21 protein-coding genes, 1 pseudogene and 1 other annotated feature are annotated in these 26,755 nt (G+C 48.7%); of the genes and pseudogenes, 1 reads left to right on the top strand and 21 read right to left on the bottom strand.

Annotation, left to right across the window (positions count from 1 at the left end):
* The 7 genes from AB447_RS10110 to hemA form a co-directional block, all read right to left on the bottom strand.
* On the bottom strand, positions 1–1,073 hold a 1,073-nt coding region (locus tag AB447_RS10110), incomplete at its 3' end, for a peptigoglycan-binding protein LysM (RefSeq protein WP_241494767.1).
* A 123-nt stretch (positions 1,074–1,196) separates the two neighbouring features.
* Positions 1,197–2,492 (bottom strand): glutamate-1-semialdehyde 2,1-aminomutase, encoded by a 1,296-nt coding sequence (hemL, locus tag AB447_RS10105; protein WP_048355983.1) that lies wholly within the window; start codon positions 2,490–2,492, stop codon positions 1,197–1,199.
* Between the two features lie 26 nt (positions 2,493–2,518).
* Positions 2,519–3,493 (bottom strand): porphobilinogen synthase, encoded by a 975-nt coding sequence (gene hemB / locus AB447_RS10100; protein WP_048355982.1) that lies wholly within the window; start codon positions 3,491–3,493, stop codon positions 2,519–2,521.
* A 3-nt stretch (positions 3,494–3,496) separates the two neighbouring features.
* Entirely contained in the window at positions 3,497–4,285 is a 789-nt protein-coding gene (locus tag AB447_RS10095) for a uroporphyrinogen-III synthase (RefSeq protein ID WP_048355981.1), read from the bottom strand.
* Positions 4,275–5,216, bottom strand: coding sequence for a hydroxymethylbilane synthase (hemC, locus tag AB447_RS10090; RefSeq protein WP_048355980.1), 942 nt, complete (start codon positions 5,214–5,216; stop codon positions 4,275–4,277). Before hemC ends, AB447_RS10095 begins: the two co-directional genes overlap by 11 nt.
* Before the next feature lie 35 nt (positions 5,217–5,251).
* Positions 5,252–6,082 carry a cytochrome c biogenesis protein gene (locus AB447_RS10085; protein WP_048355979.1) on the bottom strand — a complete coding sequence of 277 codons (831 nt, stop codon included), beginning with the start codon at positions 6,080–6,082 and terminating at the stop codon, positions 5,252–5,254.
* 4 nt (positions 6,083–6,086) lie between these two features.
* Entirely contained in the window at positions 6,087–7,448 is a 1,362-nt protein-coding gene (gene hemA / locus AB447_RS10080) for a glutamyl-tRNA reductase (protein ID WP_048355978.1), read from the bottom strand.
* A gap of 185 nt (positions 7,449–7,633) precedes the next feature.
* Here hemA and AB447_RS10075 point away from each other — a divergent pair, with 185 nt between their 5' ends.
* Complete coding sequence (locus AB447_RS10075) at positions 7,634–8,119, top strand: hypothetical protein (protein ID WP_048355977.1); 486 nt, start codon at positions 7,634–7,636, stop codon at positions 8,117–8,119.
* Positions 8,120–8,166: 47 nt separating this feature from the next.
* Here the strand turns inward: AB447_RS10075 and yihA are convergent, their stop codons facing one another.
* The 14 genes and pseudogenes from yihA to ilvE form a co-directional block, all read right to left on the bottom strand.
* Positions 8,167–8,754: a ribosome biogenesis GTP-binding protein YihA/YsxC gene (yihA, locus tag AB447_RS10070; RefSeq protein ID WP_048355976.1), complete on the bottom strand. Its 588-nt coding sequence runs from the start codon at positions 8,752–8,754 to the stop codon at positions 8,167–8,169.
* Positions 8,751–11,075, bottom strand: coding sequence for an endopeptidase La (gene lon / locus AB447_RS10065; RefSeq protein ID WP_048355975.1), 2,325 nt, complete (start codon positions 11,073–11,075; stop codon positions 8,751–8,753). Before lon ends, yihA begins: the two co-directional genes overlap by 4 nt.
* 202 nt (positions 11,076–11,277) lie before the next feature.
* Positions 11,278–12,933 carry an ATP-dependent protease LonB gene (gene lonB, locus AB447_RS10060; protein ID WP_048406493.1) on the bottom strand — a complete coding sequence of 552 codons (1,656 nt, stop codon included), beginning with the start codon at positions 12,931–12,933 and terminating at the stop codon, positions 11,278–11,280.
* Between the two features lie 125 nt (positions 12,934–13,058).
* Positions 13,059–14,324, bottom strand: coding sequence for an ATP-dependent protease ATP-binding subunit ClpX (clpX, locus tag AB447_RS10055; RefSeq protein WP_048354296.1), 1,266 nt, complete (start codon positions 14,322–14,324; stop codon positions 13,059–13,061).
* 270 nt (positions 14,325–14,594) lie between these two features.
* Positions 14,595–15,869, bottom strand: a complete 1,275-nt coding sequence (tig, locus tag AB447_RS10050; RefSeq protein WP_048354297.1) for a trigger factor — start codon at positions 15,867–15,869, stop codon at positions 14,595–14,597.
* A gap of 231 nt (positions 15,870–16,100) precedes the next feature.
* Positions 16,101–17,107 (bottom strand): annotated as a pseudogene (gene ddcA, locus AB447_RS10045) (DNA damage checkpoint antagonist DdcA).
* A 123-nt stretch (positions 17,108–17,230) separates the two neighbouring features.
* Entirely contained in the window at positions 17,231–17,830 is a 600-nt protein-coding gene (gene leuD / locus AB447_RS10040; RefSeq protein WP_048354299.1) for a 3-isopropylmalate dehydratase small subunit, read from the bottom strand.
* A 12-nt stretch (positions 17,831–17,842) separates the two neighbouring features.
* Positions 17,843–19,261, bottom strand: a complete 1,419-nt coding sequence (leuC, locus tag AB447_RS10035; protein WP_057957547.1) for a 3-isopropylmalate dehydratase large subunit — start codon at positions 19,259–19,261, stop codon at positions 17,843–17,845.
* A gap of 33 nt (positions 19,262–19,294) precedes the next feature.
* Positions 19,295–20,407, bottom strand: a complete 1,113-nt coding sequence (leuB, locus tag AB447_RS10030) for a 3-isopropylmalate dehydrogenase (RefSeq protein ID WP_048354300.1) — start codon at positions 20,405–20,407, stop codon at positions 19,295–19,297.
* A gap of 27 nt (positions 20,408–20,434) precedes the next feature.
* On the bottom strand, positions 20,435–21,991 hold the full coding sequence (locus tag AB447_RS10025; RefSeq protein ID WP_048354301.1) for a 2-isopropylmalate synthase: 1,557 nt from the start codon (positions 21,989–21,991) through the stop codon (positions 20,435–20,437).
* Positions 21,978–23,006: a ketol-acid reductoisomerase gene (ilvC, locus tag AB447_RS10020; protein ID WP_048354302.1), complete on the bottom strand. Its 1,029-nt coding sequence runs from the start codon at positions 23,004–23,006 to the stop codon at positions 21,978–21,980. Before ilvC ends, AB447_RS10025 begins: the two co-directional genes overlap by 14 nt.
* A 36-nt stretch (positions 23,007–23,042) precedes the next feature.
* Positions 23,043–23,561, bottom strand: a complete 519-nt coding sequence (gene ilvN / locus AB447_RS10015; protein ID WP_057957546.1) for an acetolactate synthase small subunit — start codon at positions 23,559–23,561, stop codon at positions 23,043–23,045.
* Positions 23,558–25,282 carry an acetolactate synthase large subunit gene (gene ilvB, locus AB447_RS10010; RefSeq protein WP_048354304.1) on the bottom strand — a complete coding sequence of 575 codons (1,725 nt, stop codon included), beginning with the start codon at positions 25,280–25,282 and terminating at the stop codon, positions 23,558–23,560. Before ilvB ends, ilvN begins: the two co-directional genes overlap by 4 nt.
* A gap of 144 nt (positions 25,283–25,426) precedes the next feature.
* Positions 25,427–25,684 (bottom strand) — a binding site (T-box leader).
* A gap of 4 nt (positions 25,685–25,688) precedes the next feature.
* Positions 25,689–26,603: a branched-chain-amino-acid transaminase gene (ilvE, locus tag AB447_RS10005; RefSeq protein ID WP_048406498.1), complete on the bottom strand. Its 915-nt coding sequence runs from the start codon at positions 26,601–26,603 to the stop codon at positions 25,689–25,691.
* Between the last annotated feature and the right edge of the window lie 152 nt (positions 26,604–26,755).

Here is a 26,755-nt window from a genome sequence, read left to right as displayed (position 1 = left end):
CTTGCTTCCATTCTCGGTTCCGCTTCTGCGTCCCTGCTGCTTTTTTCCATTCTCGGTTCCGCTTCTGCGTCCCTGCTGCTTTTTTCCATTCTCGGTTCAGCTATTAGGTTCCCGCTGCTTGCTTCCTTTTTCAGTTCCGCTTTTGCTTCCCCGCTGCTTGCTTCCATTCTCGGTTCAGCTTTTGCGTTCCCGCTGCTTTCTTCCATTCTCGGTTCAGCTTTTGCGTTCCCGCTGCTTTCTTCCATTCTCGGTTCAGCTTCTGCGTCCCTGCTGCTTTCCTCCATTTTCAGTTCCGTTTTTACCTCTTCTCTCATTTCCTCTGTTTCCTTTTGCGTTTCCAGGTCGCGCTTCGTTCTTTCCGCAGCGGACAATGAAGCGGCAAAAAACGGTTTTGCTTCATTTCCGGATTCTCCGAGAAACGATTGATAAATCGGAACCGTTTGTTCATCGGTTTCATCTTCATCTTCATACGTTTCTTCTTCTACTTCCTGGTCATCGTACGGAGCGTCAAGGCTAATGGAAAACGTCTTTTCTTCAGCATTGTCTTCTTCATCCGGATAAGACCGGTACGCAGGTTCAGGTTCTTCTTCATACTGAGGAATTTCCCCCAGAACCGGCGGGGTGCGCGCCTCGTTTTTCTCCTCTTCTTCCCCGCTCACATTCAGCAGGCCTTCAATCGCCAAATCCGCCTGAATCGTCAGCATGCGGGCATCTGTCAGCTGATAATCGAAAGCATCAATAAACACAAATACATCGTTTAAATGATTCACCTTGTTTTTTGGAATCGTAATATCTACGGGAAAGCAATGCGTCAGCTCGGCGCTTCCGTCACCTTTCAATTTTACGTCTTCCACAAATCGGCTTGTCGCAGGCAGCTCAGCATACTCCCAGGTTTGATCTATGTTGTATTCGCCTGTCAGCTCTAATGACCCGCGTATTGATACGTAATCATTCACTTCCTGAACAGAAATGTCAGGATCTAATGATATCGATAACAATTCCGATACTTCCTGTCCTTTTTGAAAACAGATCGACTCTTCCACAGAAAATTGCAAACGATGGTTTTGCGGCAAACTGATATCCTCCCTTCACCTAATTTTTAAAATTAGATGTCAGTAAAGATGTATGAAAAAAAGCGGCAAAATATGAACATAAAAAAATGGGCCGCCGGCAATGCCGGCAGCCTCCTTCGTTCTTTACTCTTCGCGGCTGATCGCGCTGAACACCCGTTCAACCGCTCCGATCGTATGTTCAATGTCTTCATCCGTGTGGGCGGTTGACAAAAACAGCCCTTCAAACTGAGACGGCGGCAGGAACACGCCTTCATCCGCCATTCCTTTATAATAGGCGGCAAACAGGCTGAGGTCAGACTGTCTGGCGGTTTCATAATTGATGACAGGCTCGTCTGTGAAAAAGAAGCCGATCATCGATCCAGCCCGGTTAAATGTATGCGGGATGCCGTTTTTCCGGGCAGCTTCAGAAATTCCTTTTTCAAGAAGATCCGCTTTGCGTGAAAATTCCCGATAAGAATCAGGCGTCAGCTGCTTCAATGTTTCGAGTCCGGCTGTCATGGCAAGCGGGTTGCCGGACAATGTGCCGGCCTGATAAATCGGTCCGCTCGGCGCAATTTTCTCCATGATTTCGGCTTTTCCTCCGTACGCGCCGACTGGAAGCCCGCCGCCGATCACTTTTCCGAGACACGTCAAATCAGGCGTCACGCCGAAATAGCCTTGGGCGCAATTGTAATCGACCCTGAAGCCCGTCATAACCTCGTCAAAGATCAAAAGCGCACCATATGTTTCGGTAAGCTCGCGGAGTCCTTCGAGGAACCCTTTAACAGGCGGCACGACACCCATATTGCCGGCTACAGGCTCGACGATGACGCCGGCGATGTCGTCTCCGAACTCTTGGAAGACAAGCTTCATCGTTTCGAGATCATTGTATGGAACGGTAATCGTATTTTTGGCAATGCTTTCAGGAACACCCGGGCTGTCAGGCAAGCCGAGCGTCGCCACTCCGGAGCCCGCCTTGATGAGCAGCGAATCGCCGTGCCCGTGATAACAGCCTTCAAATTTCACGATTTTATTCCGGCCGGTGTATCCCCTTGCAAGTCTTAATGCACTCATCGTCGCTTCGGTTCCCGAGCTGACCATCCGGACGATTTCTATGGAAGGGACACGTTCAATGACAAGCTCGGCGAGCTCTGTTTCCAGCTCGGTCGGCGCACCGAAGCTTGTCCCGTTTTTGGCCGTCTCTTGAATGCTTTTCACAACTTGTTCATTGCTGTGTCCCAAAATGAGCGGACCCCATGATAAGACGTAATCAATATATTCGTTTCCGTCGATATCATAAATCTTCGAACCTTTGCCCCGTTCCATGAAAATCGGATCCATGTTTACCGATTTAAACGCGCGGACCGGACTGTTTACTCCGCCCGGCAGGACATGCTGAGCTTTTTTAAAAGCCGCTTTAGATTTTTCATAGCTCCGCATTCGCTAAAACCTCCAGTCGATTTTCGTTATTCTGCAATCCATTTTGCCGCATCTTTTGCAAAATACGTGATGATCAAATCACAGCCTGCTCGCTTCATGCTTGTCAGCATTTCAAGGACCAGCGCTTTTTCATCGATCCAGCCGTTTTGGCCTCCCGCTTTTACGATCGAATACTCTCCGCTCACATTGTATCCTACGACAGGCAGATCAAACTCGTTTTTCACGTCGCGGACGATATCCAAATAGGAGAGAGTCGGTTTGACGATCAGAAAATCGGCGCCTTCTTCCACATCGGATTTCGCTTCTCTGATAGCTTCCAGGCGGTTGGCGTAATCCATTTGATATGTTTTCCGGTCTCCGAACTGCGGGCTGCTTCCTGCTGCATCGCGGAACGGCCCGTAAAACGCACTCGCATATTTTACAGCGTAAGACATAATCGGCACGTTCGTAAACCCTTCCTCGTCAAGCGCCTCTCTGATGGCGGCAACGAATCCGTCCATCATGTTGGACGGCGCGATGATGTCAGCGCCGGCCCGGGCCTGGCTGACCGCCGTCTTCGCCAGGAGAGCGAGCGATTCGTCGTTTAAGATTTCGCCGTTCTCGACGAGGCCGCAGTGGCCGTGATCCGTATATTCGCAAAGGCATGTATCGGCGACTACGACAAGCTCCGGGAAGTCCTCTTTTATTTTTGCGATCGCTTTTTGGACGATACCATGGTCATGATATGCTTCACTTCCGACAGCATCTTTGTGTTCCGGCACGCCGAAAACGATAACCGATTGAATGCCGAGGCTTGCGACTTCTTCAAGTTCTTCGTTCAGTCTGTCCAGCGACAGCTGATACACACCGGGCATTGAAGGCACTTCACTTTTAATGTTCTCCCCTTCGATTGCAAAAATCGGATAAATAAAGTCTGATGCTCTTAATTCGGTTTCTCTGACAAGCTTCCTCATGCCTGCCGTTGTCCGCAGACGGCGGTGTCTGTGAAATGATGCTTTCATTTGTCATTCTCCTTTTCTTGAAATGCTGCACATCGCATCCAGCATTCCGTCAATTGTATAAACCTCCGGCATAGTTGAAGGGATTCCGTATTCCGAGAGCGCCTTTTTCGTCAAAGGCCCGATGCTGATAAAGGATGTGCCTTTTTCGGCCCACCTTTTGCTCTCCTCTTTCAATATGCTCATAAACGCATGTACGGTCGAAGAGCTCGTAAACGTCACGAAATCAAACGCTTCACGCGCTGCCGCATCTTTGAGCTGACGCAGGCCTTCCGTGTCGGGGACGGTTTCATACAAAACCCACTCCGAAATGTCAACGCCGAAGGGGGTAAGGGTTTCTTTTATAACATCGCGCGATAAATTCCCTTTCAAAACCGCCACCTTGTCACTCCGGCCGACTTTTTGCCGCAGCGCTTCAGCAAGCTCTTCAGCGATGTAACGTTCCGGAATAAGGTCAACCCGGACATTCCTGTCTTCTAAATATCGGGCGGTCTTTTCTCCGACAGCGGCAACCTTTGCCCTGGATGCGGCCGAAATCCCGATTCCGTGATCTTCCATGTAAGAAAAAAAGAACTTCGCTCCGTTTACGCTAGTAAAGACAAGCCAGTCCGCCTGGCCGATGTCCGCTTGAAATTGCGGGGCCCGATCGGAAGAGAGAGCGGGCCGGAACGAGATCAAAGAGGTTAATACCGCTTCTCCCCCCAAATCCTTCACCTTTTTTCCAAATGACTGGGCTTGCGCTTTATTGCGGGTGACGAGCACCTTCTTTCCTTGCAGAGGAAGATCACGATTCATGATTGTCCAGCTCCTGTTTGACCCGGTCAATTAAAGCCTTGGCTCCTTTTTGCGCCATCCGTTCGGCGCACTCTTTGCCGACGGCTGCGGGATCTGTCCCGCTCGTCTTTTCCCTGTATACCGTTTTGCCGTCCGGAGAAGCAACAAGACCGGTCAGTTCGATGACATCTTCTTCATTCATCACGGCAAAGCCCGCAATCGGAATTTGACACCCGCCTTCCATCGCATGAAGAAACGCGCGTTCAGCCGTGACAGTCTGCTCTGTGTAACAGTCATTCAGCCGGGATAACAGGCCGAGCAGCTCCTCGTCCGCAGCTCTGCACTCAATCGCCAACGCACCTTGCCCGACTGCAGGCAGGCAGCTCTCAGGCTCTAGAAACTCCGTCACGACATCGTCTTTCCAGCCCATTCTCGAAAGGCCGGCAGCCGCCAAAATAATCGCGTCATACTCGTCAGTCTCAAGCTTTTTGAGCCTTGTGTCGATATTCCCTCTGATCCATTTAATCTCAAGGTCGGGACGGATCTGCAAAAGCTGGGCGCTTCTCCGCAGGCTGCTCGTACCGACAACCGCCCCCTGCGGAAGCTCTGCGAGTGTTTGACGTTTTTTTGAAATGAGCGCGTCGCGGACATCCTCCCGCTTCGGAACGCAGCCGATCACAAGGCTCTCCGGAAGCGCGGACGGCATGTCCTTCATGCTGTGAACCGCCATATCAATTTCTCCTGAAAGCATGGCCTGCTCGATTTCTTTAACGAAAAGGCCTTTTCCGCCGACCTTTGACAAGGTGACGTCAAGAATCCGGTCGCCTTTCGTCACGATTTCCTTTATTTCAAATGTAACATTCGGATGCAGTTCCTCCAGTTTTTTGATTACCCATTTCGTCTGGGTCATCGCCAATTTGCTTCTTCTTGAGCCCACGATGATATTTCTCATATGTTCTTCCTCCCATTTCCGTACGGGCAACCGTTTTAACTAAACCAATGAAATTGTGAAAAGCTGCCTAGTAAAAAGAAATTGATTAAGAGAACAAGAAAAGACGCGGTATTCCACATAGCCGCGATCCTCCCCTGCAGCTCTTTGACGATCCTGATAAATAAATAATAGCCATATAAAAAGAGAAGCACGATGGAGCCGAGCACTTTCGGATCCGTCCAGTACAGGGTCTCAAGCGACACATACGACCAGATGATCCCGAGGATCAGGCTCAGGAGGAGCATAGGCACGCCGATGATATTGAGGACGTACGCCATGTAATCAAGCTTTGCCAAATCCTCGATTCTCAAAAGCCATTTTCCCCACTTTTTCTTTTTCAATAAATTGTACTGAAAAAGATAAAGCATTGAAAAGACAAATGACAAAGAAAATGCTCCGTATGAGAGAATCGCCATCGTAATGTGAATGATCAGAAGCTCTGACACCAGCCTGCCCGAAAGCTCCGCCGACTGCTGTGCGGTCGGTGTAAACGTATGAATCGCCACCATGGAAAAGCCGATCACGTTTGTGAAAAAGACGAGAAAATCCACCTTCAAGAGCTTTGTCAATACAAGGGACAGCGTGACAAGCACCCAGGCATAAAAATAAAGACCCTGCACATTGTTCAACACAGGAAACGCCTCGGTATACCACATAAAATAAAAAAGATACACCGTCTGAAGAATCCAGACAATAGAAAGCAACCAGAAGGCCGCTTTGCCTGCCTTCCGGTTGTGCTGTAGAAAATCTATAAAATAAAAGAGAACGCTGAGCGCATATAAAACGATCGTGCCTTCATTAAGCCTTGCTAGCAGTGTATCTGTCATGACGTCACTCACTCGCGATAGAGGTGAAGCCCTGCTGATGCTGTTTTTTAAAGCCTTGAACCAGCTGGCGCTCATCTTGTTTCTTTTCATTCGCGAAAGCCGCTTCTTCAATATCGAAAATCTGCGTGAACAGGCTGAGCTTTTCCTCTGCATCCGATTCTGAGGCAAACTCTTTCGCTTTTAAAATCGGATCGCGCAAAAGCTGGTTGATGATGCTTTTCGTATGTTTATTTAAAAGCTTCTTTTCCCTCATGCTTAAATGAGGCAGCTTGCGCTCAATGCTCTGCATCGTTTCAGACTGGATCGCGAGCGCCTTCTCCCTCAATGCCGAGATGACCGGAACGACTCCGAGCGTATTGAGCCATTGCTTAAAGGCGACGATTTCCGCCTCGATGATGAGCTCGACTTCTTCAGCCACGGCCTGGCGCTCTTTCAAGTTTTCCTCGACGATGCCTTCAAGATCGTCGATATCATACAAAAAGACGCCTTCCACGTCTTGAAGCGCAGGATCAAGGTCGCGCGGCACGGCGATATCCACCATGAAAAGCGGACAGCCTTTCCGAAGCTTGTTGACCTGTTCGATCATCTCTTTTGTAATGACGTAGCCGTTTGCACCGGTCGAGCTGATGAGAATGTCAGCTTCCGTCAGAGCGCATTGCAGCTCGTTCAGGCTTTTAGCCTCGCCTGAAAAGCGGCCGGCCAGCTCTTTTGCCTTTGAAAATGTTCTGTTGATGACCGTAACCTGTCCGATTCCTTGTCCGTGAAGGTTTTGCACGGCAAGCTCTCCCATTTTGCCCGCTCCGAGAATGAGAACGTGCTTATCCGCAAGGCTGCCGAAGATTTTTTTGGCCAGCTCAACGGCGGCATAGCTGACAGATACCGCATTTGATGCGATGTCCGTCTCAGCATGGCACCGTTTGGCAACGGTGACAGCCTGTTTAAACAAATAGTTGAAAACGGTACCAATCGTCTTCTCTTCCTGAGCGAGCTTGAAGCTTGTGCGCACTTGGCCCAAAATCTGCGTTTCTCCGATGATCATTGAATCAAGGCCGCACGATACGCGGAACAGATGCTCAACAGCTCCGTCATTTTCATAATATTTTAAGTAAGGCGAAATGTCTTCTTTATCCATGCCGAACCAATCCGCCAAAAACCTTTTCATATAATAGCGTCCGGTGTGCAACTGATCTACGACAGCATACAGTTCTGTTCGGTTGCATGTCGACACGATGATGTTTTCGAGTATGCTTTTCTCTTCTTTTAACTGCGACATGGCGCGTCCCAAATCGCCGGGCTGGAACGTTAATTTTTCGCGTATATGAACAGGGGCCGATTTGTAATCCAATCCCACAACAAGTATATGCATAATTCCTGCTTGCACCCCCAACATCTATCTAGATTAGAATAATTACAATATAGAATTTATTATTCACAACGATTATAACATATATTCACTATTTTCTCTTCACAAAATGTGAACAGATTTTAAAAAAATGTTGTGTTATAGTAGAAATTGCTTTCCTATTTTCTTTAAAACGAGAAGGTGATAGTTTGAAAAAGAAATCGATTTTGCTCCCGTGCCTGTTCCTCGCCGTATCGATTTACGCAATATTGCGTTCCGGACAAATCAGCCTCTTTGACGGACAAGGGGAATGGTCTGTTTTGGCCGCTCTCGTCGGCCTCGCATTTTTATATCAGGGGCACAAAGAAGCCGATAACGCTCATTTTTTTGCCGGCTTGCTGCTTGCCGCAATCGGCGTTTATTTCGCCTTTAAACAGGAGCTTTTCGGACAAGCCGATGATTTCACCGCTGTCGTCCTGATTGCCGGATGCGCCCTGTTCATCAGATCGCTTCGCACAAAAGAATATCAATTTGAAAGTTTTTTGATGATCGCCTTTGCACTGTATCTTTATTTTTTCAACCGGATCATTGCCTGGCTTCAATCGCTTAAAATTGAAACATTCTATGTAGAAGCATACTGGCCGGCCGCACTGATTGCAGTCAGTCTGCTCTTATTATTCTTAAAAAGAAAATAATTTATTCCGCAAAAAAGCACCTGCATCCATGACGCAAGTGCTTTTTTTCAGCCGCTGATCATTTGTTCAATTGCGGCCCATGCCTCCTGCTTTCCTTTTTTCGTTTCCGAGGAAAACAGAATCAGTTTGTCTCCATCTTCAATATTCAGCGTCTGCCTGACGACTTTTGCATGCTTATCCCATTTTCCTTTTGGGATCTTATCAGCCTTTGTCGCAATGACAATCACCGGAATATCATAGTGCTTTAAAAAGTCATACATCATGACGTCATCCTGTGATGGCGCGTGTCTGAGGTCGACGATTTGTACGACTGCTTTCAGTTCTTCGCGCGACGTTATATACGTCTCGATCATCCGGCCCCACGCTTCGCGCTCGGTCTTGGACACTTTTGCAAACCCGTAGCCCGGAACATCCACGAAATGGAGCACATCATTGATGATATAGAAGTTGAGCGTCTGTGTTTTGCCGGGCTTTGAAGACGTTCTCGCTAAATTTTTCCGGTTGATCATTGTATTAATGAATGATGATTTCCCGACATTCGATCTCCCGGCAAGCGCGATCTCCGGCAGCCCCCCTTCAGGGTACTGCTCGGGTTTCACCGCGCTGATGACGATTTCTGATTTTGTAACTTTCATTTCTCTTCTCCCACTAGCGCATGCTTAAGGACTTCATCCAGATGAGAGACGGGTATGAAATTCAGTCCTTCCCGCACGCTCTCCGGAATGTCCTCAATGTCTTTTTCATTATCTTTCGGTATGATGATGTTTTTCAGCCCGGCCCGGTGCGCGGCGAGCGCTTTTTCTTTCAGGCCGCCGATCGGAAGCACCCGGCCTCTCAGCGTGATTTCCCCGGTCATGCCGACATTGCGGGAAACCGGGCGGCCCGTCAGTGCAGAAACGAGAGCGGTCGCCATCGTGATGCCGGCGGACGGGCCGTCCTTCGGAACAGCGCCTTCCGGAACATGGATGTGAATGTCATGCTTTTCATGAAAATCCGGACTGATCTTTAATTCTTCCGCTTTTGAACGGACATAGCTGAACGCAGCCTGCGCCGATTCCCTCATGACATCGCCGAGCTTTCCGGTTAAGATCAGCTTTCCTTTACCCGGTGAAAGCGACACTTCGATAGAAAGCGTGTCACCCCCGGCTGTTGTGTAAGCAAGCCCCGTCACGACGCCGATTTGGTCATCCAGCTCCGCTTGCCCGTATCTGAAGATTCGTTTTCCCAGATAGTCCTCGAGATTTTTCTCTGTGACCGTAATTCTTTTTCTTTCTCCTGAGACGATCAGCTTTGCCGCTTTTCTGCAGATCGAGGCAATTTGGCGCTCAAGGTTCCGTACCCCGGCTTCCCTCGTATAATAGCGGATGACATCAAGTACGGCCTGATCCCGCATTTGCAGGTTTGATTTTTTCAGCCCGTGCTCCTTGATCTGCTTTGGCAGAAGATGGTCTTTGACGATTTCCACCTTCTCCACTTCGGTGTAGCCCGCGATCGTAATGATTTCCATTCTGTCTCTAAGCGGAGCAGGAATCGTCGCCAGATTGTTCGCCGTTGCGATAAACAAAACCTTCGATAAGTCAAACGTTTCTTCTATATAATGGTCGCTGAACGTGTGATTTTGCTCAGGATCGAGCACTTCAAGCATCGCTGAAGCCGGGTCGCCCCTGAAATCTGAGGCCATCTTATCGATCTCATCCAGCAGAAATACGGGATTGATTTTGCCCGCTTTTTTCATTCCTTGAATGATCCGGCCGGGCATCGCCCCTACATACGTCCGGCGGTGGCCGCGGATTTCGGATTCATCCCTGACGCCGCCAAGCGAAATGCGGACGAATTTCCGCCCGAGCGATTTAGCGATCGATTTTGCAAGGGAAGTCTTTCCGACGCCGGGAGGTCCGGCCAAACACAAGATCGGTCCTTTTAATGACTTTGTCAGCTTTTGGACGGCTAAGTACTCCAGAACCCGCTCCTTGACTTTCTCAAGGCCGTGATGCTCTTCATCAAGAATTTTGCCGGCAAGGTGAATATCAAGCCTGTCTTCTGTTGCGTCATTCCACGGAAGCGAAATCAGCCATTCGATATAATTGCGGATCACCGAACTTTCGGCAGAGCTTGACGGGATTTTTTCGTACCGGTTCAGCTCTTTGAATGCCGTTTCTTTCACATGGTCCGGCATTCCGGCCTCTTCGATTTTATCCGTAAGCTTTTGAACCTCGCCCGTTTTTCCTTCTTTGTCTCCAAGCTCTTTTTGGATGGCTTTCATTTGCTCGCGGAGGTAGTATTCCTTTTGCGTTCTTTCCATTGAACGCTTCACGCGCTGCCCGATTTTTTTCTCAATCTCCAAGACTTCTTTTTCATTGTGAATCAGGTCGATCACTTTATTCAGCCTTGCTTTCACATCGACCGTTTCCAGGACTTCCTGCTTGTCCTTTAACTTAAGCGGAAGGTGGGAAGCGACGATATCGGCCATTCTCCCGGGCTCTTCAATGTCTGTCACCGCGGCAAACGTTTCAGCTGATATTTTTTTGGAAATCTTTATGTATTGATCAAAGTGGTCGAGCAGGGTGCGCATCAGTGCTTCATCTTCAACATCTTTTTCAGTATCCTCTTCGATTCGCTCGATCGTAACCGATGTATAATCATCCAAATCATGGTATTCAACGATTCGGGCGCGCTGAATGCCTTCCACTAAAACGCGGATCGTTCCGTTTGGAAGCTTCAGCATCTGCTTGATTTTCGTGTAGGTCCCGAATGGGAAGATTTCTTCTTCATCCGGTTCGTCTATCGATATGTCCTTTTGTGTTGCAAGAAAAATCATATGGTCATTCATCATGGACTGTTCCAGCGCCTGCACCGACTTTTCGCGTCCTACATCAAGGTGCAACACCATGGTCGGATAGACGAGTAAACCTCTTAAAGGGAGGAGCGGGATGCTTCGTTTCGTTTCATCTGCCATTTTGACTGACACCTCCGTAACTTTAGTAAGAAACATTATAATACACTTTTTTTATCGATGTACAATGGTAAGTCCCGCGAAATAAAAGGGTCTCCTGTAGTATACCCTTTCTTTCACTTCTGAAAAAGGAAAAGATGTCCTGCGCAAAGAAAACTTACCCGGATGCGGCCCCGTTAAAAAATCCCCACCGAAGTGATGAGGATTATACGGATTCTTTTTTAATCTGGACTCCGTCCGGCATTTCTGAAGGCGGATTGACCAATGAAAGGTCAAGCACTTCCTGAAGCGTTTTGACGGGAACGATGCGAATGCCTTTGATCTGCTTTAAAATGGACTGGACATTTTCATGCGGGATAATAACCGTCTTCGCGCCCGCATGCTTGGCAGCTTTAATTTTCGGAATCACGCCGCCGATCGGTTTTACCCGGCCGTGCAGGCTGATTTCGCCAGTCATCGCGATCGTATGGTCGATCGGTATTTTGTGGATTGCCGAAAAAATGCCCGCCGCCATCGCGATTCCAGCCGATGGCCCGTCAACCGGGATTCCGCCCGGGAAGTTAATGTGGATGTCATAGTCTGAAGCTTTTACACCCATTGACCTGAGGACGGTCATGACGTTTTCAACAGACCCTTTCGCCATGCTTTTTCGGCGGATCGATTTTGACTGATTGCCGATATTTTCTTCTTCGGCAATGCCGGTAATATTGATCGATCCTTTATCAGCGGCTTGATTGACAGTAACTTCGATCTCTAGCAAAGAGCCGCTGTTCGGACCGTGTACCGCAAGACCGTTGACGATGCCGATCTGCGGATTCCGGCCGATTTTTTGCTCATATTTCGGCGTCAGCTGGCTGGAGTGGATCACCCATTCGATATCCTCGAGAGTGACGTGGTCGCGGTCTTCAGTCAGCGCCATCCCGGCAGCGATCTGCATCATATTGACGACTTCGCGTCCGTTCCTCGCATAGCATGTCAAAAGGTCAAGCCCTTCGTCTGTTACGTGTTTTTTAATTTTGTCGGCCGCTTTTTTCGCGACGGTTTTCAATTCGTGCCTTTCAAGGTCGCGGAAAAACACTTCAAGGCAGCGCGAGCGGATGGCGGGAGGAATTTCCTCAGGCATTCTCGTCGTCGCGCCGATCAGCCTGAAATCCGCCGGCAGCCCGTTTTGAAAAATATCGTGAATATGCTTCGGGATTTGCGTGTTTTCTTCGCTGTAATAGGCGCTTTCCAGAAAGACTTTCCGATCTTCCAGCACTTTCAGCATTTTATTCATCTGAATCGGATGAAGCTCTCCGATTTCGTCGATAAATAAAACGCCTCCGTGTGCATGTGTGACGGCCCCTTGTTTCGGCTGCGGAATCCCCGCCTGCCCCATCGCGCCGGCTCCCTGGTAAATCGGGTCATGAACCGAACCGATCAAAGGATCAGCAATACCCCGCTCATCAAATCGTGCCGTCGTGGCGTCAAGCTCCACAAAAACGGAGGAATCCTGAAAAGGAGAACGTTTATTTTTTTTTGCTTCTTCCAGGACGAGCCGGGCGGCCGCCGTTTTTCCGACTCCCGGAGGGCCGTAGATGATCACGTGCTGAGGATTCGGGCCGCAAAGAGCGGCTTTCAGCGCTTTGATTCCGTCTTCCTGGCCGACAATGTCATGAAAGCTTGTCGGCCGGACCTTTTCTGATAAAGGTTCTGATAAATGAATTGATCTCATTTTCCGGAGCTGTTCCATCTCTTTTTTGGATTCTCTGTCTATCGTAACCTTTTGCGTTCTTTGGTTTTTAAGCAGATTCCAAAAATATAATCCGATGATAATCCCGAAAAATAATTGTACAAAAAGTGCAATGCTCGTCCAGCTCAACTGATGGTCCCTCCCGTATCTGATCTATGTCTGTTAGTATTTCCTGTTGGGAGAGGGAATAAACGTTTCGGGAGGGATAATTTTGACCAAACAAAAACCCCCTGAAGCTTCAGGGGGTGGTAGCATTATGCCGACGTTTTTTTGTCTTCGGTGGCGACGGTGCCGTCTTTCATAATCAGACGCGGCGGCTCGCCGTCAGTGACGGTTTCGGCTGTAATCACGCATTTTTCGATATCGTCGCGTGACGGCAGGTCAAACATCACGTCAAGCATGATTCCTTCGATAATGGAACGAAGGCCGCGCGCACCTGTTTTGCGTTCGATCGCTTTTTTGGCGATTGCTTTGAGTGCTTCCTCTTCGAAGACAAGCTCCACATTATCCAGTTCAAGCATTTTCGCGTATTGCTTTACAAGTGCATTTTTCGGTTTTGTCAAAATTTCAACCAGCGCATTTTCATCAAGCGGTTCAAGGCTGGCGATAATCGGAAGCCGGCCGATGAATTCCGGAATTAAGCCGAAGCGAAGCAAATCTTCAGGAAGCACTTTGGACAACAGCGCTTCTTTCTCAAGGTCTTCGTGCTTGTTGTCGGCGCCGAAACCGATGACTTTCTGACCGAGACGGCGTTTGATAATCTGCTCGATTCCGTCAAAAGCCCCGCCGCAGATGAACAGGATATTGGTCGTGTCAATTTGGATGAATTCTTGATGCGGATGCTTTCTTCCGCCTTGAGGCGGAACGCTGGCAACCGTGCCTTCAAGAATTTTCAGAAGCGCCTGCTGGACGCCTTCACCTGAAACATCGCGCGTAATCGAAGGGTTCTCCGATTTTCTCGCGACTTTGTCAATTTCATCGATGTAGATAATGCCTTTTTCTGCTTTTTCCACGTCATAGTCAGCCGCCTGGATCAGCTTCAGCAAAATGTTTTCCACGTCTTCACCGACATAGCCCGCCTCCGTCAGGGAGGTAGCGTCAGCGATCGCAAACGGCACATTTAAGATGCGTGCAAGCGTTTGGGCAAGAAGCGTTTTTCCGCTTCCTGTCGGTCCGATCATGGAAATGTTGCTCTTCGACAGCTCAACATCGTCCACTTTGCTGTTGGAGTTAATCCGTTTATAGTGATTGTAAACGGCCACGGCAAGGGATTTTTTCGCCTGGTCCTGGCCGATTACGTATTCATCAAGAATTTCACGGATTTCCTGCGGTTTCGGAACATCTTTAAATTCCACTTCTTCTTCATTGCCGAGTTCCTCTTCGACGATCTCAGTGCAAAGTTCGATGCACTCATCACATATATATACGCCTGGTCCGGCGACAAGCTTGCGTACCTGATCTTGGGTTTTTCCGCAAAACGAGCATTTCAATTGTCCTTTTTCCTCGTTGAATTTAAACATTCTTTCACCCCTTATATCCTTGTCATATCCGTTTCTTCGTTAAAAGAAACACACGCTGTAAAACATTCGTTCCATTATGTATTGCATTTTACCACACTTTCCAAAAAGGCGATAACATTGTGTTTGCCTTTCCGGCATATTCAATATGTATGTTGATCCGCTTGACATTATCTATCCTTTCCAAAAGAAGGGCCGATAAGTCAAAATTGTATAAAACAAGGCACGAAACACTCGCGCCCTGTTTTATATAAACTATGATTATGAAACATATTAACGGTTTTCTACAAGAAAATCAATTGCTTTGCGAATTTTTAAATCCTCTTTCATGCCGTCTGTAGAACCGATCGCCTGTTTGATGTTTTCGACAGGCATGTTATACGCTTCAGCCATTTTAGAAAGTTCTTCTTCAACTTCCTCGTCAGAAACTTGAAGGTCTTCGGCTTTTGCGATAGCTTCAAGCGTCAAGTTTGATTTTACGCGTTTTTCGGCATCTTCTTTCATTTGCTCTTTCAGCGCGTTTTCATCCTGGCCTGAGAATTGGAAGTAAAGATCAAGGTTCATGCCTTGCATTTGCAGACGCTGTTCGAATTCTTTCATCATGCGGTCAAGCTCTGTATCGATCATCGCTTGAGGAATGTCGATCTCAGCATTTTCAGAAGCCTTCAAAACAAGCTCTTCGCGCAATTTTGCATCCGCTTCGTTTTCTTTCGCTTCTTCAAGGCGTTTTTTCGTTTTCTCAGTCAGTTCGGCAAGCGTTTCGACTTCTTCATCGACGTCTTTCGCGAACTCGTCATCAAGCTCAGGAAGCTCTTTCGCTTTGATTTCGTGAATTTTCACTTTGAAGACGGCTGGTTTGCCGGCCAATTCTTCCGCGTGATATTCTTCAGGGAATGTGACTTCAACGTCTTTTTCAGCCCCGGCTTCCAGTCCGACAAGCTGGTCTTCAAAGCCCGGAATGAAAGAGCCTGAACCGACTTCAAGAGAATAGTTCTCCGCTTTTCCGCCTTCGAAAGCTTCGCCGTCAACGAATCCTTCGAAATCAAGAACAACGGTGTCTCCTTCTTCTACTTTTCCGTCTTCTTTGACGACAAGCTCTGCCTGGCGCTCTTGAAGAGACTTCAGTTCGTTTTGTACGTCTTCATCCGTTACGGCAGTATCGTCTTTTTCAACGCCGAGCCCTTTGTATTCGCCAAGCTTCACTTCAGGTTTAACCGTTACTTTCGCAGTGAAGATCAGGTTCTCGCCTTTTTCGATTTTCTCAACGTCGATTTCCGGACGGTCAACAGGCTCAATGCCCGCTTCTTCAACCGCTTTCGGATATTCGACAGGAAGCAGGATGTCCAGTGCGTCCTGATAAAGTGCTTCAACACCGAAACGCTGCTCAAACAAACCGCGCGGCACTTTTCCTTTACGGAATCCAGGAATGGATACTTGCTTCACTACTTTTTTGAATGCATAGTCAAGGGCTTTATTAAAGGTATCAGCATCAACCTCAACCGTTAAAACGCCTTCGTTTCCTTCTTGCTTTTCCCATTTTACTGACATGTGTTTCCCTCCAAAATCTATTCAGGTTGTGTCGGTTTTCCATTTTAAAACAAGCACGCGGCTTCGTCCATCAAAACAGTGATCCTGCCGTTTAGCTTAGTTCTTCCTCATTAGCCATCATTATGTATGCAAAGATAAATAATGAATCTTTAGCGGCAAACGGAACAATCGCCTTCCGTTTTCATAAATGCAACCACTTTATTATAACACAATGCCTGCTGCTTTCAACATTTACAAGTAAGAAATTTCTTCTATGTCTTTGATCATCGCGCACGCTTCTTCAAGCTGTCCGTCATTGAAATCATAGAGAATGTGAAGCTCACTTTTGTCAATGTCGATGCCGTGCATTTCATATCCGACCTTATGAAGCGCGGCGGCCCAAAGCTCGCGGTTCGAGTATTTCGGCTGAAACGGATACAGCACATAGAGATGCCTGCGCCACAATTCTTCAACGGCCTGATACAGCGAGGGATTCTCATTCCCGAGCGTATCGTCAAGGACGTTCAGGACGTGCTTTAAAATCGGCATGTCATCAGGCTTGACCGTTTCTTTCGGATTGATTGTCATCGATTCGCCAAATTTTGTGACGAGCGTCGGTTTTTCATAGTCCGACTCGGCCAGGAGCTGAAGGATCATCGTCTTTACGACCGGATGCCCGTTCGGATGCTGCAGGATCGTCTTCAATAAACCGGCGTATTTCGAGAGATTCCGGTCTTTCAGCGCATGGATCAGCTTCACCTGCTCGCCGGTGTCGTTTAAAACTTTCTCACGGTCGTAGCCCTCGGCGTCTGACGGATCCTCTATGATGTCCTCCGCCTCCGGCTCTTCCGTCATCTTGCGGCTGAAATCGAGCAGTTTATAAAATTGTTCGGCGCTTTCGGGGGGCAGCTTGTTTTCCTCAAGAACGGCTTCGATCGTTTCCTTTACTTTATCATACTGTCTAAGCTGAATTAAAATCGTCATATAGACCTGTAAAACCGTAAAATAGTGACCCTGGCCCTCCTTGAGCATTTTTTCGCAGATGCCCCTCGCTTCTTCAAGTTCGCCGATTTCCAGAAAGCATATCGCCATTCCGAGATAAATGTCAGATTCCTCTTCATCGTAATTCCTCGCCTCTGAAAACAGCCGCAGCGCTTCATGGTAATTTTTTTTTTTAGGGCGGACATCCCTTTATGCACTAACCGCTCTTTCACGTTAGGGAACGGGATGATCTTTGAATTTTTCTTGTCACGCTTCATGCTTAAGTTCCTTTCAGGCACTTATTTTTATCAAGTGTACCAACCCGGCCCGCTAAACACAAGAAAGAACCGTTTCTGCCCCCTCCAGCAAAAAAAGCTTCCGAAAAAAATCGGAAAGCTTTTTTAGATTTGCAGCCAGGAGCTTCTCTGTTTTTCAAATTGTTCAATCTCATCTTCCAGTAGCAGCGTTAATGAGATTTCGTCATAGCCGTTCAAAAGCATTTCCTTCCAGTGCGGATCAACGTCAAATGCAATCTGCTTCCCTCCGTGATCCGTAATCGTCTGCTTTTCGAGGTCGACTGTCAAAGGCAGCGACTGATGTTCATATTGTGCAGCAAGCTCCTTCCACGTGTCATAAGGAAGGCGGATCGGCAGCATCCCGTTTTTAAAGCAGTTTTGATGAAAAATGTCGGCAAACGACGGCGCGATGATGATTTTAAAGCCGTAGTCGTCCAATGCCCACGGCGCATGCTCCCTCGAGGAGCCGCAGCCGAAGTTTTCACCCGCGATTAAAATCGATGCCCCTTCATATTCGGGCCGGTTGAGCTCGAACTCCGGATTCGGCGTACCGTCCGCCAAGTACCGCCAGTCAAAGAATGCGAAGCGGCCGTAGCCTGTTCTTTCGATCCGTTTCAGGAATTGTTTCGGTATGATTTGATCCGTATCTACATTAATTCTGTTTAAAACCGCCGCATTTCCGGTATGCGTTTTTAAAGGCTCCATCTTTTCACTCCCTTACACGACTGTTTTTTCTTTAAAATGCTTTCTGACATCGACAAAACGGCCGAAAATCGCAGCCATCGCCGCCATTGCAGGACTGACGAGGTGCGTTCTTGCTCCCTTGCCCTGCCTTCCTTCAAAATTCCGGTTTGACGTGGAAGCGCAGCGCTCTCCTTCCGGAACGACGTCGTTATTCATGCTCAAGCACATGCTGCATCCCGATTCTCTCCATTCGAAGCCGGCCTCGGTAAAGATCTCATGAAGGCCTTCTTTTTCCGCCTGGATTTTGACGCTTTGCGAACCGGGAACGACGATCGCCCTGACGCCGTCGGCGACCTTTTGCCCCTTGATCATCTCGGCCGCCTGGCGGAGATCCGTCAGCCGCGAGTTCGTGCATGAGCCGATAAACACGTGCTCAATCGTAATATCTTCGATTTTTTTATATGGTTCAAGACCCATATATTCATAGGCGCGCAGCGCTTCTTTTTTATCGTCTTCCTGGTCGAACGCATCAGGTCCCGGAATGACTTCATCAACCGGCAGAACCATTCCCGGATTGATGCCCCATGTCACCATCGGGGAAATCTCATTGCCGTCCAGAACAATCGTCCGGTCGTATACAGCTCCCGGATCGGTCCTCAGACACTCCCATTCCTTGACAGCCTTTTCAAACGCTTCGCCTTTTGGCGCATATTTTTTCGTTTTAATATATTCAAACGTCGTTTCATCAGGTGCGATAAGCCCAGCCCTTGCCCCGGCTTCGATCGACATGTTGCAGACGGTCATCCGTTCGTCCATCGACATGTTTCGGAACACTTCGCCCGTATATTCAATGACATAGCCGGCGCCGAATTTAACACCGTACTTTCCGATGATGGCAAGGATCACGTCTTTTGCCGTGACGCCTTTTTGCAGTGTACCGTCAACACGGATTTCAAGCGTTTTCGGTTTTTGCTGCCAAAGCGTCTGCGTTGAAAGCACATGCTCGACCTCGCTCGTTCCGATTCCGAATGCAAGCGCGCCGAACGCTCCGTGTGTTGACGTATGGCTGTCGCCGCAGACGATCGTTTTTCCCGGTAGCGTTAAACCGAGCTCAGGTCCGATGACATGGACGATTCCCTGATCAGGGCTCGACAGGTCGGCTAGGCGGATGCCGAATTCTGCGCAATTTCGTTCAAGCGCGCTGACTTGCCGTTTTGCAACTTCATCATGCATCTCAAACCGGTTCACGGTCGGGATGTTATGATCCATCGTGGCAAACGTATTCTCAGGCCTTCTCACCTTTCTTTTCTTTTGTCTCAGCCCTTCAAAGGCCTGGGGTGAAGTGACCTCATGGATTAAATGCAAATCGATGTACAAAAGGTCCGGCTTTCCCTCTCCTTTTTTAACGACGTGCTGATCCCAAATCTTTTCGATGATCGTTCGAGGCGTCATCTTGTTTCCTCCCTCTACCAATATCCGTTTTCCTTAAACGTAGGCGGTCATGATGTTCGAAATGGCGTTGTCATCTGCCAGTGCTGCTTTAACCTCTCCCGTGATCGCCTTTGTCGTACAATGCTCGCCGCCTTTTGCAAGATCCTTTGTCCTTTTTCCGGACTGGAGCACTTGATCAACGGCGATTTCAACGGCTTTCGCTTCCGTTTCAAGGCCGAATGATGTGCGGAGCATCATCGCCGCCGACAAAATAGCTGCAAGCGGATTGGCGACGTTTTGTCCCGCGATGTCAGGAGCAGACCCGTGAACAGGCTCATACAGATGGAGGCCTGAACTTGATAAGCTGGCCGACGGCAGCATGCCGAGCGATCCGGTCAGCATCGAAGCTTCATCGCTTAAAATATCGCCGAACATGTTTTCAGTGACGACGATGTCAAATTGGCCCGGATGATAGATGAGCTGCATTGCGGCATTGTCGACGAGCATATGCTCAAGCTTCACGTCAGGAAATTCTTGTGCGACTTCTCCGGCCGTCTTTCTCCACAGCTTGCTTGATTCAAGAACGTTCGCTTTATCGACGGATGTGACTTTTCCTTTGCGCCCCTTTGCCATTCGGAAAGCTTCCCTGATGACCCGTTCCATTTCGGATTTTTTATAGAACAGCGTGTCAACGGCTTCTTCCTCACCGTTTTCATTGACGTACTGCCTGCTCGGCTTTCCGAAATACAGACCGCCCGTCAGCTCGCGGACGATGACAAAGTCAACGCCTTTAATATATTCCTTTTTTAAAGGAGAGGCTTCGGCAAGGCTTTCAAACACTTTGACAGGTCTCAAGTTAGCGAAAAGATCGAGCTGTTTGCGAATGGCGAGGAGCCCTTTTTCCGGCCTCAGGTCAGAAGGATGTTGATCCCATTTCGGTCCTCCTACGGCTCCGAGCAAAATGGCGTCCGCTCCTTGGCAGACGGCGACTGTTTCCTCCGGCAGCGGCACACCCGCCTCATCGATGGCAGCTCCGCCGATCAGACCGTATTCAAATTCGAAATCATGCTGATAATGCTCGGCTACGCTTTTCAGCACGTCTACTGCCGCTTCCAGCACCTCGGGGCCGATTCCGTCACCTGGCAAAAGTGCGATTCGTTTTTTCACGTTAAACAAACTCCTTCCTTTTCACTGTCATGATCCTACTGCCGCTTCCTTTAGCAGGCCTTCCGCATTCGTTTTGTAAACGAGAAGGCGGTTCACCGCATTTACATACGCTTTTGCCGAAGCTTCAAGCACATCCTGTGCGACTCCGCGGCCGCCTGATTCTTTTCCGTCGATCAGCACCCTGACATACACCTGGGCAAATGCGTCCTGCCCTTTGCGGTTGGATTGAATCCGGTAGTCTAAGAGCTGGACTTCTTTATCCATACAGCGCTTCAGCGTATTGTAGACCGCCTCAACGCTGCCCGCTCCCGTCGCTGCTTCCTGAATAACCTGATTCGTTTTTTGGTCCTTCAACGAAACCGTTGCCGTCGGAACCTGCGATGTGCCGTAATGGACTTGAAGCGACACCAAATCGTAGCCGATTTTGCGGTCTGTCGCTTTTTCTTCAAGGATAAGAGAAATCAGATCTTCATCAGTAAATTCTTTTTTCTTTCCTGTCAGCTCTTTAAATATGTTGAAAAACTGATTGATCTCCTCTTCCACAAACTGGAAACCAAGCTTTTGCAGCTTATCTTTAAACGCATGGCGCCCTGAATGCTTTCCGAGCACAAGCGCGTCTGTCTTGACACCGACAAGCTCCGGCGAAATGATTTCGTACGTTGTTTTTTCTTTTAGGAAACCGTCCTGATGGATGCCTGATTCGTGTGCGAAAGCGTTGTCGCCGACAACCGCTTTATTGCGCGGCACGGCCATTCCCGTCAGCTTGCTCACCAAATCACTTGTCCGCTTAATTTCATTCAATTGAATCGTAGACTCCGCCTGGTAAAAATCCTTCCGAATATGGAGAGCGACGGCAATTTCTTCAAGAGACGCATTCCCCGCTCTTTCGCCAATGCCGTTGATCACCGATTCCACTTGGTCAGCGCCGTTTTCAATCGCAGCCAGGGAGTTGGCGACAGCCATTCCCAAATCATCGTGGCAATGGGCTGAAAGCTTGACCCTGTCTGCATTGCGGACATTTTCTTTGATGTAGCGGAAAATGTTTCCGTACTCGGCCGGCGCCAAATACCCCACCGTGTCCGGAAGATTGATGACATCCGCGCCGGCTTCAATTACCCGGCTCACGATTTCGGCTAAAAACGCCAGATCCGTACGGCACGCATCTTCTGCCGACCATTGCACGACCGGAAATTTCTGCTTCGCGTATTTAACCATTGCCACCGCCTGTTCCAGCACTTGCTCCCGCGTTTTTTTCAGCTTATATTTCAAATGGATGTCAGAGGTCGCAATAAATACGTGCAGCCTCGGTTCAGCCCCGTTTTTCAGCGCCTCCCAGGCCGAATCGATATCCCCTTTGACAGAGCGGGCCAGCCCTGTTACCGAACAGTTTTTAATCGTCTGCGCGATTTCCTTTACAGCATAGAAATCCCCGGGGGATGAAGCGGGAAAACCCGCTTCCATAATGTTGACCCCGAGCTTTTCGAGCTGCCGGGCGATCGCCAGCTTCTCCTGCGTGTTTAAATTGACGCCTGGTGACTGCTCGCCATCGCGGAGTGTCGTATCAAAAAAGTTAATTTTTCGCACCGGCTACCACCGCTTCCTTCTTTTTGCCCTGTTTGACAAACGGCATCATTTCACGAAGCTTTCTGCCGACCACTTCGATTTCATGCTCATTTTCGCATGCATTGATGGCGTTAAAGCGCGGACGGTTTACTTGGTTTTCAACGATCCATTCTTTCGCGAACGTTCCGTTTTGGATGTCTTTCAATACTTCTTTCATAGAAGCTTTGACATTCTCATCGACAACGCGCGGACCTGATACGAAATCTCCCCATTGCGCCGTGTCGGAAATGGAGTATCTCATGCCTGCCAAGCCTTCTTCATACATCAGGTCTACGATCAGCTTCAGCTCGTGCAGACACTCAAAGTATGCGAGTTCCGGCTGGTATCCTGCTTCTGTCAGCGTTTCAAAACCGGCTTTGACGAGGGATGTCAGTCCTCCGCACAGAACCGCCTGTTCCCCGAATAGGTCTGTTTCAGTTTCTTCTTTAAATGTTGTTTCAAGCACTCCTGCTCTCGCACCGCCGATCGCTTTTGCATATGCAAGCGCCTTGTCTTTCGCTTCACCTGTTACATCCTGATAAATCGCGAACAGTGCCGGCACTCCTGCGCCCTGTTCGAACGTTCTTCTGACGAGATGTCCCGGCCCTTTAGGAGCGACGAGGAATACGTCAACGTCTGACGGAGGAACGATCTGATGGAAATGAACGTTGAAGCCGTGTGCGAAAACAAGCGAATTGCCGGCTTGAAGCTCATCTTTAATTTCGGCTTCATACACTTTCTGCTGCTGTTCATCAGGAAGCAGAACCATGACGATATCAGCCTGTGCCGCCGCTTCTTTTACAGTAAATACTTGATGGCCGTCTTCTTCCGCTTTCGTGAACGATTTTCCTTTTCTGACGCCGACAATGACATCCACTCCGCTTTCTTTCAGGTTCAGCGCATGCGCATGGCCTTGTGAACCGTATCCGATAACCGCCACTTTTTTTCCTGCCAATACGTTTTCTTTAATATCCTCGTTGTAATAAACTTTTACCATTTCAATCTCTCCCTTTTCTTTTTTAGTTTTTAAGATTTATACAATAGATATTGTTTTAATAGAGGCCGGCTTTTGCTGAGTACCTCTTGCAAAAGCCGTTGTGCCTGTTCTGGCAACCTCTTTGACCCCGTATGGCTTCAGCAGTTCAATAAGCGCTTCGATTTTGCTTGATTCGCCTGTGACCTGAACGACGACGCTGTCCTTGGCGACGTCTACCACTGTGGCCCGGAACGGTTCGATCACGCCGTTGATTTCCGCCCTGCTCGAAGGAGGGGAGACGACCCTGATTAAAGCCAGCTCCCGTTGGACGATGGATTGATTCGTAATGTCCGTGACTTTTAATACATCGATCTGTTTATTTAGCTGCTTTGTCAGCTGTTCGATTTCTTTTTCGTCTTCCACATGAACGACGAACGTAATTCTGGAGATCCCCTCTGATTCGGTGTGCCCCACCGTAATGCTTTCAATGTTGTAGTGCCGTTTTGTAAACAGCCCTGTGATCCTGTTTAAGACGCCGGTTTGATTTAGCACTGTGAGCGTAATGATTCTTTTCAAGGTTTCACCCCCACCATTTCATGAAGCCCTTTTCCAGGTGCAACCATCGGAAATACCTTTTCAGCTTGCGCGACCTGAACGTCGATGACCATCGGTTCATTCGATGTCAAAGCGGCTTCGAGCTTTTCTTTTGCTTCCTCTTCAGATGTGATTCGGACGCCTTTGATGCCGTAAGCTTCAGAAAGTTTGATAAAATCCGGCTGCGACGAAAATTTCGAATGAGAATAGCGTTCATCATAAAAGATTTCCTGCCATTGCCGAACCATGCCGAGACAGTGGTTGTTTAACACGACGACTTTGATCGGAAGGTTGAGGTCGTGTATGACCGCCAGCTCCTGAAGCGTCATTTGAAATCCTCCATCTCCGAGGAGGGCGACAACCGTTGCATCTTTTTCCGCAAGCTGCGCCCCGATCGCTGCCGGAAGTCCGAATCCCATCGTGCCGAGACCGCCTGAGGTCACCCATCTGTCGGCTTTTTTGAACGGATAGAACTGTGCGGCCCACATTTGATGCTGACCGACGTCTGTTGTCACAATGGCTTCGCCCTTCGTATATTTATGAATGTATTCGATCAGCTTCTGCGGCTTAAAGCCTTCGGCTGCATTCTCTTCATACCAGAGAGGATATTCGCTCTTCCAGCCGGCAAGCTGTTGTTTCCATTCATCAGAAGCTCCCGGTTTGCCGTTTTGCTTGATCAGTTCCGTTAAAACGAGCTTGCTGTCTCCGACGACAGGAATATGCGTGTGAACGTTTTTGCCGATTTCGGCAGGGTCAATGTCAATATGGGCGACTTTCGCGTATTTGGCGAAATGTTTCAAATTCCCTGTAACCCTGTCATCGAACCTTGCCCCGATGCTGATTAATAAGTCACATTCATACAGCGCCATGTTCGCGGCATATGTCCCGTGCATCCCTGCCATTCCAAGGAAAAGCGGATGGTCGGCCGGAAAGCCTCCAAGCCCGAGCAGCGTGTGTGCAACCGGAATCTGCTGCTGCTCGACATAATTTTTCAATTCTTCTGACGCTTTCCCGTGCAAAACACCGGCTCCGGCTAAAATAACCGGCTTTTTCGCTCCGCTGACCGCTTCCACAAGCTTTCTGAGCTGCAGATAATTCGGTTCTATTGTCGGCTGATAGCCCGGCAGGTTAATGTCATGGTCGTAGCTGAATTCCCCTTCGATTCCGGCGACATCTTTCGGGATGTCGATTAAAACGGGACCAGGCCTGCCGGTCGTCGCGATATGGAACGCTTCTTTTATAATTCTCGGCAGGTCTTCAGCCTCCCGTACCTGGTAGCTGTGCTTTGTGATCGGCATCGTAATCCCGATCACATCCGCTTCCTGAAAAGCGTCAGATCCGATAACCGAAGTCGCTACCTGACCCGTAAACACGACCAGCGGCAATGAATCGATCATTGCATCAGCAAGACCGGTCACGAGATTGGTCGCCCCCGGCCCCGAGGTGGCAATCACGACGCCAGGCTTCCCGGAAATTCTCGCATATCCTTCCGCCGCATGAATCGCGCCTTGCTCATGGCGCGTCAACACATGAAACATCCCCGATCCGTAAAGTTTGTCATAAATCGGCAGGACTGCCCCGCCAGGATATCCGTAGATCACTTCAACATTTTCCCGCTTTAAAGCTTCAATCAGCATCGACGCCCCAGCCATCGTTTGTGTACATTGGGCATGATCTGCATCCAACTGTACATTCGTCCTCATTTTTCTTCCTCCTTATTTGTTCATCACTCACAACTTCAAGGTTGATTTTGATTTGATTTATATGTGCCGCAAAGCATACATCCATTATGCCTTTACAGCTAAAAAAGCCTTCCCGCCCACAATGGCGCTGCTTACCTCGCAGGCCAAAGGGGCGAAAAGGCTTTTCTTTCCGCGGTACCACCCTTGTTCACGGCCGTTACGGCCGCCTTATGGATAACTATATCCGCTTTAATAACGAGTGATCGATTCGGTTCACCCGGCCGGCCCTACTAAATTCTGACGAATCGTTCAAACCGGCACTCAGAGGGGAGTTCGCAAGCGGAGGCCGCCACCGGTTTTCAGCAATCCCGGCTCTCTGCAGACGGCGTTTCCGCTGTTACTTATCCTCTTCTACGTTTATCTTTATTCAGCTGACACTCAGGCTTTGATCGTTAAAGTTTACCTTTTCCCCTTCACGCACAACGCGTTCGCGGAATTTTTCCAGCATCCGGTTTGTATGGACTCCCGGCTTTCCGCTTCCGATCTGCCGGCCGTCCACTTTGACAACCGCGATGACTTCGGCAGCGGTTCCCGTCAAAAACACTTCCTCCGCCGTATATACATCATGGCGGGTAAACGGTTCTTCCTTCACTTCATAGCCGAGCTCTTCGGCGATTTCGATGATCGCATTGCGCGTGATTCCTTCAAGCGCGCCAAGGTATCCCGGCGGCGTCAAAAGCTTTCCGTTTTTATAAATAAAAACATTATCCGCAGAACCTTCGGCAACATAGCCTTGATCATTGAGCATAAGCGCTTCGCTGACCCCGGCCATCCGCGCCTCGATCCGGACAAGAATATTATTTAAATAATTCAGGGATTTTACTTTCGGGCTTAATACATCCGGCCGGTTTCGTCTTGTCGGCACCGTAACGATATCAATTCCCGTTTCATATAAATGTTTCGGGAATATTGCCAATGGTTCGACAATTATGATGACACTAGGGGCTGAACAATTGTTTGGATCGAGTCCGAGATCTCCCGGCCCCCTTGAAACAACCAAGCGGATATAAGCATCTTTGAGCCCGTTTTTCTCTACCGTTTTCAGCACGTGATCCGTCAGTTCCTCCTGCTGATAAGGGATCTCGAGCAGGATGGATCTTGCTGAATCATACAGGCGGTCCATGTGCTCCTTCATTCTGAAGATGTTTCCGTCATATACCCTGATGCCTTCGAACACTCCGTCACCGTATAAAAAACCGTGATCATAGACTGATATTTTAGCGTCTTCTTTGTTAACGAGTCTGTCGTTTAGGAAGATCCACTGGTCTTTCTGGTCCCCCATCCTTTTAGCACACCTTTCTGTTGTAAATGAACGCGTTACCTGATTAAAAAATCATGATGCGGGAACCCGTTTTCCCGCCGTTATTCCTCGGGAAAATTGAAAAGCTCTAAAGCGATTTGATCTTTTGTTTGAACTCATATTACGCTCCTTTA

It is taken from the genome of Bacillus glycinifermentans, from assembly GCF_001042475.2.
In the GTDB taxonomy this organism is placed as follows: domain Bacteria; phylum Bacillota; class Bacilli; order Bacillales; family Bacillaceae; genus Bacillus; species Bacillus glycinifermentans.
This window is presented reverse-complemented; position numbering and strand designations above follow the sequence as displayed.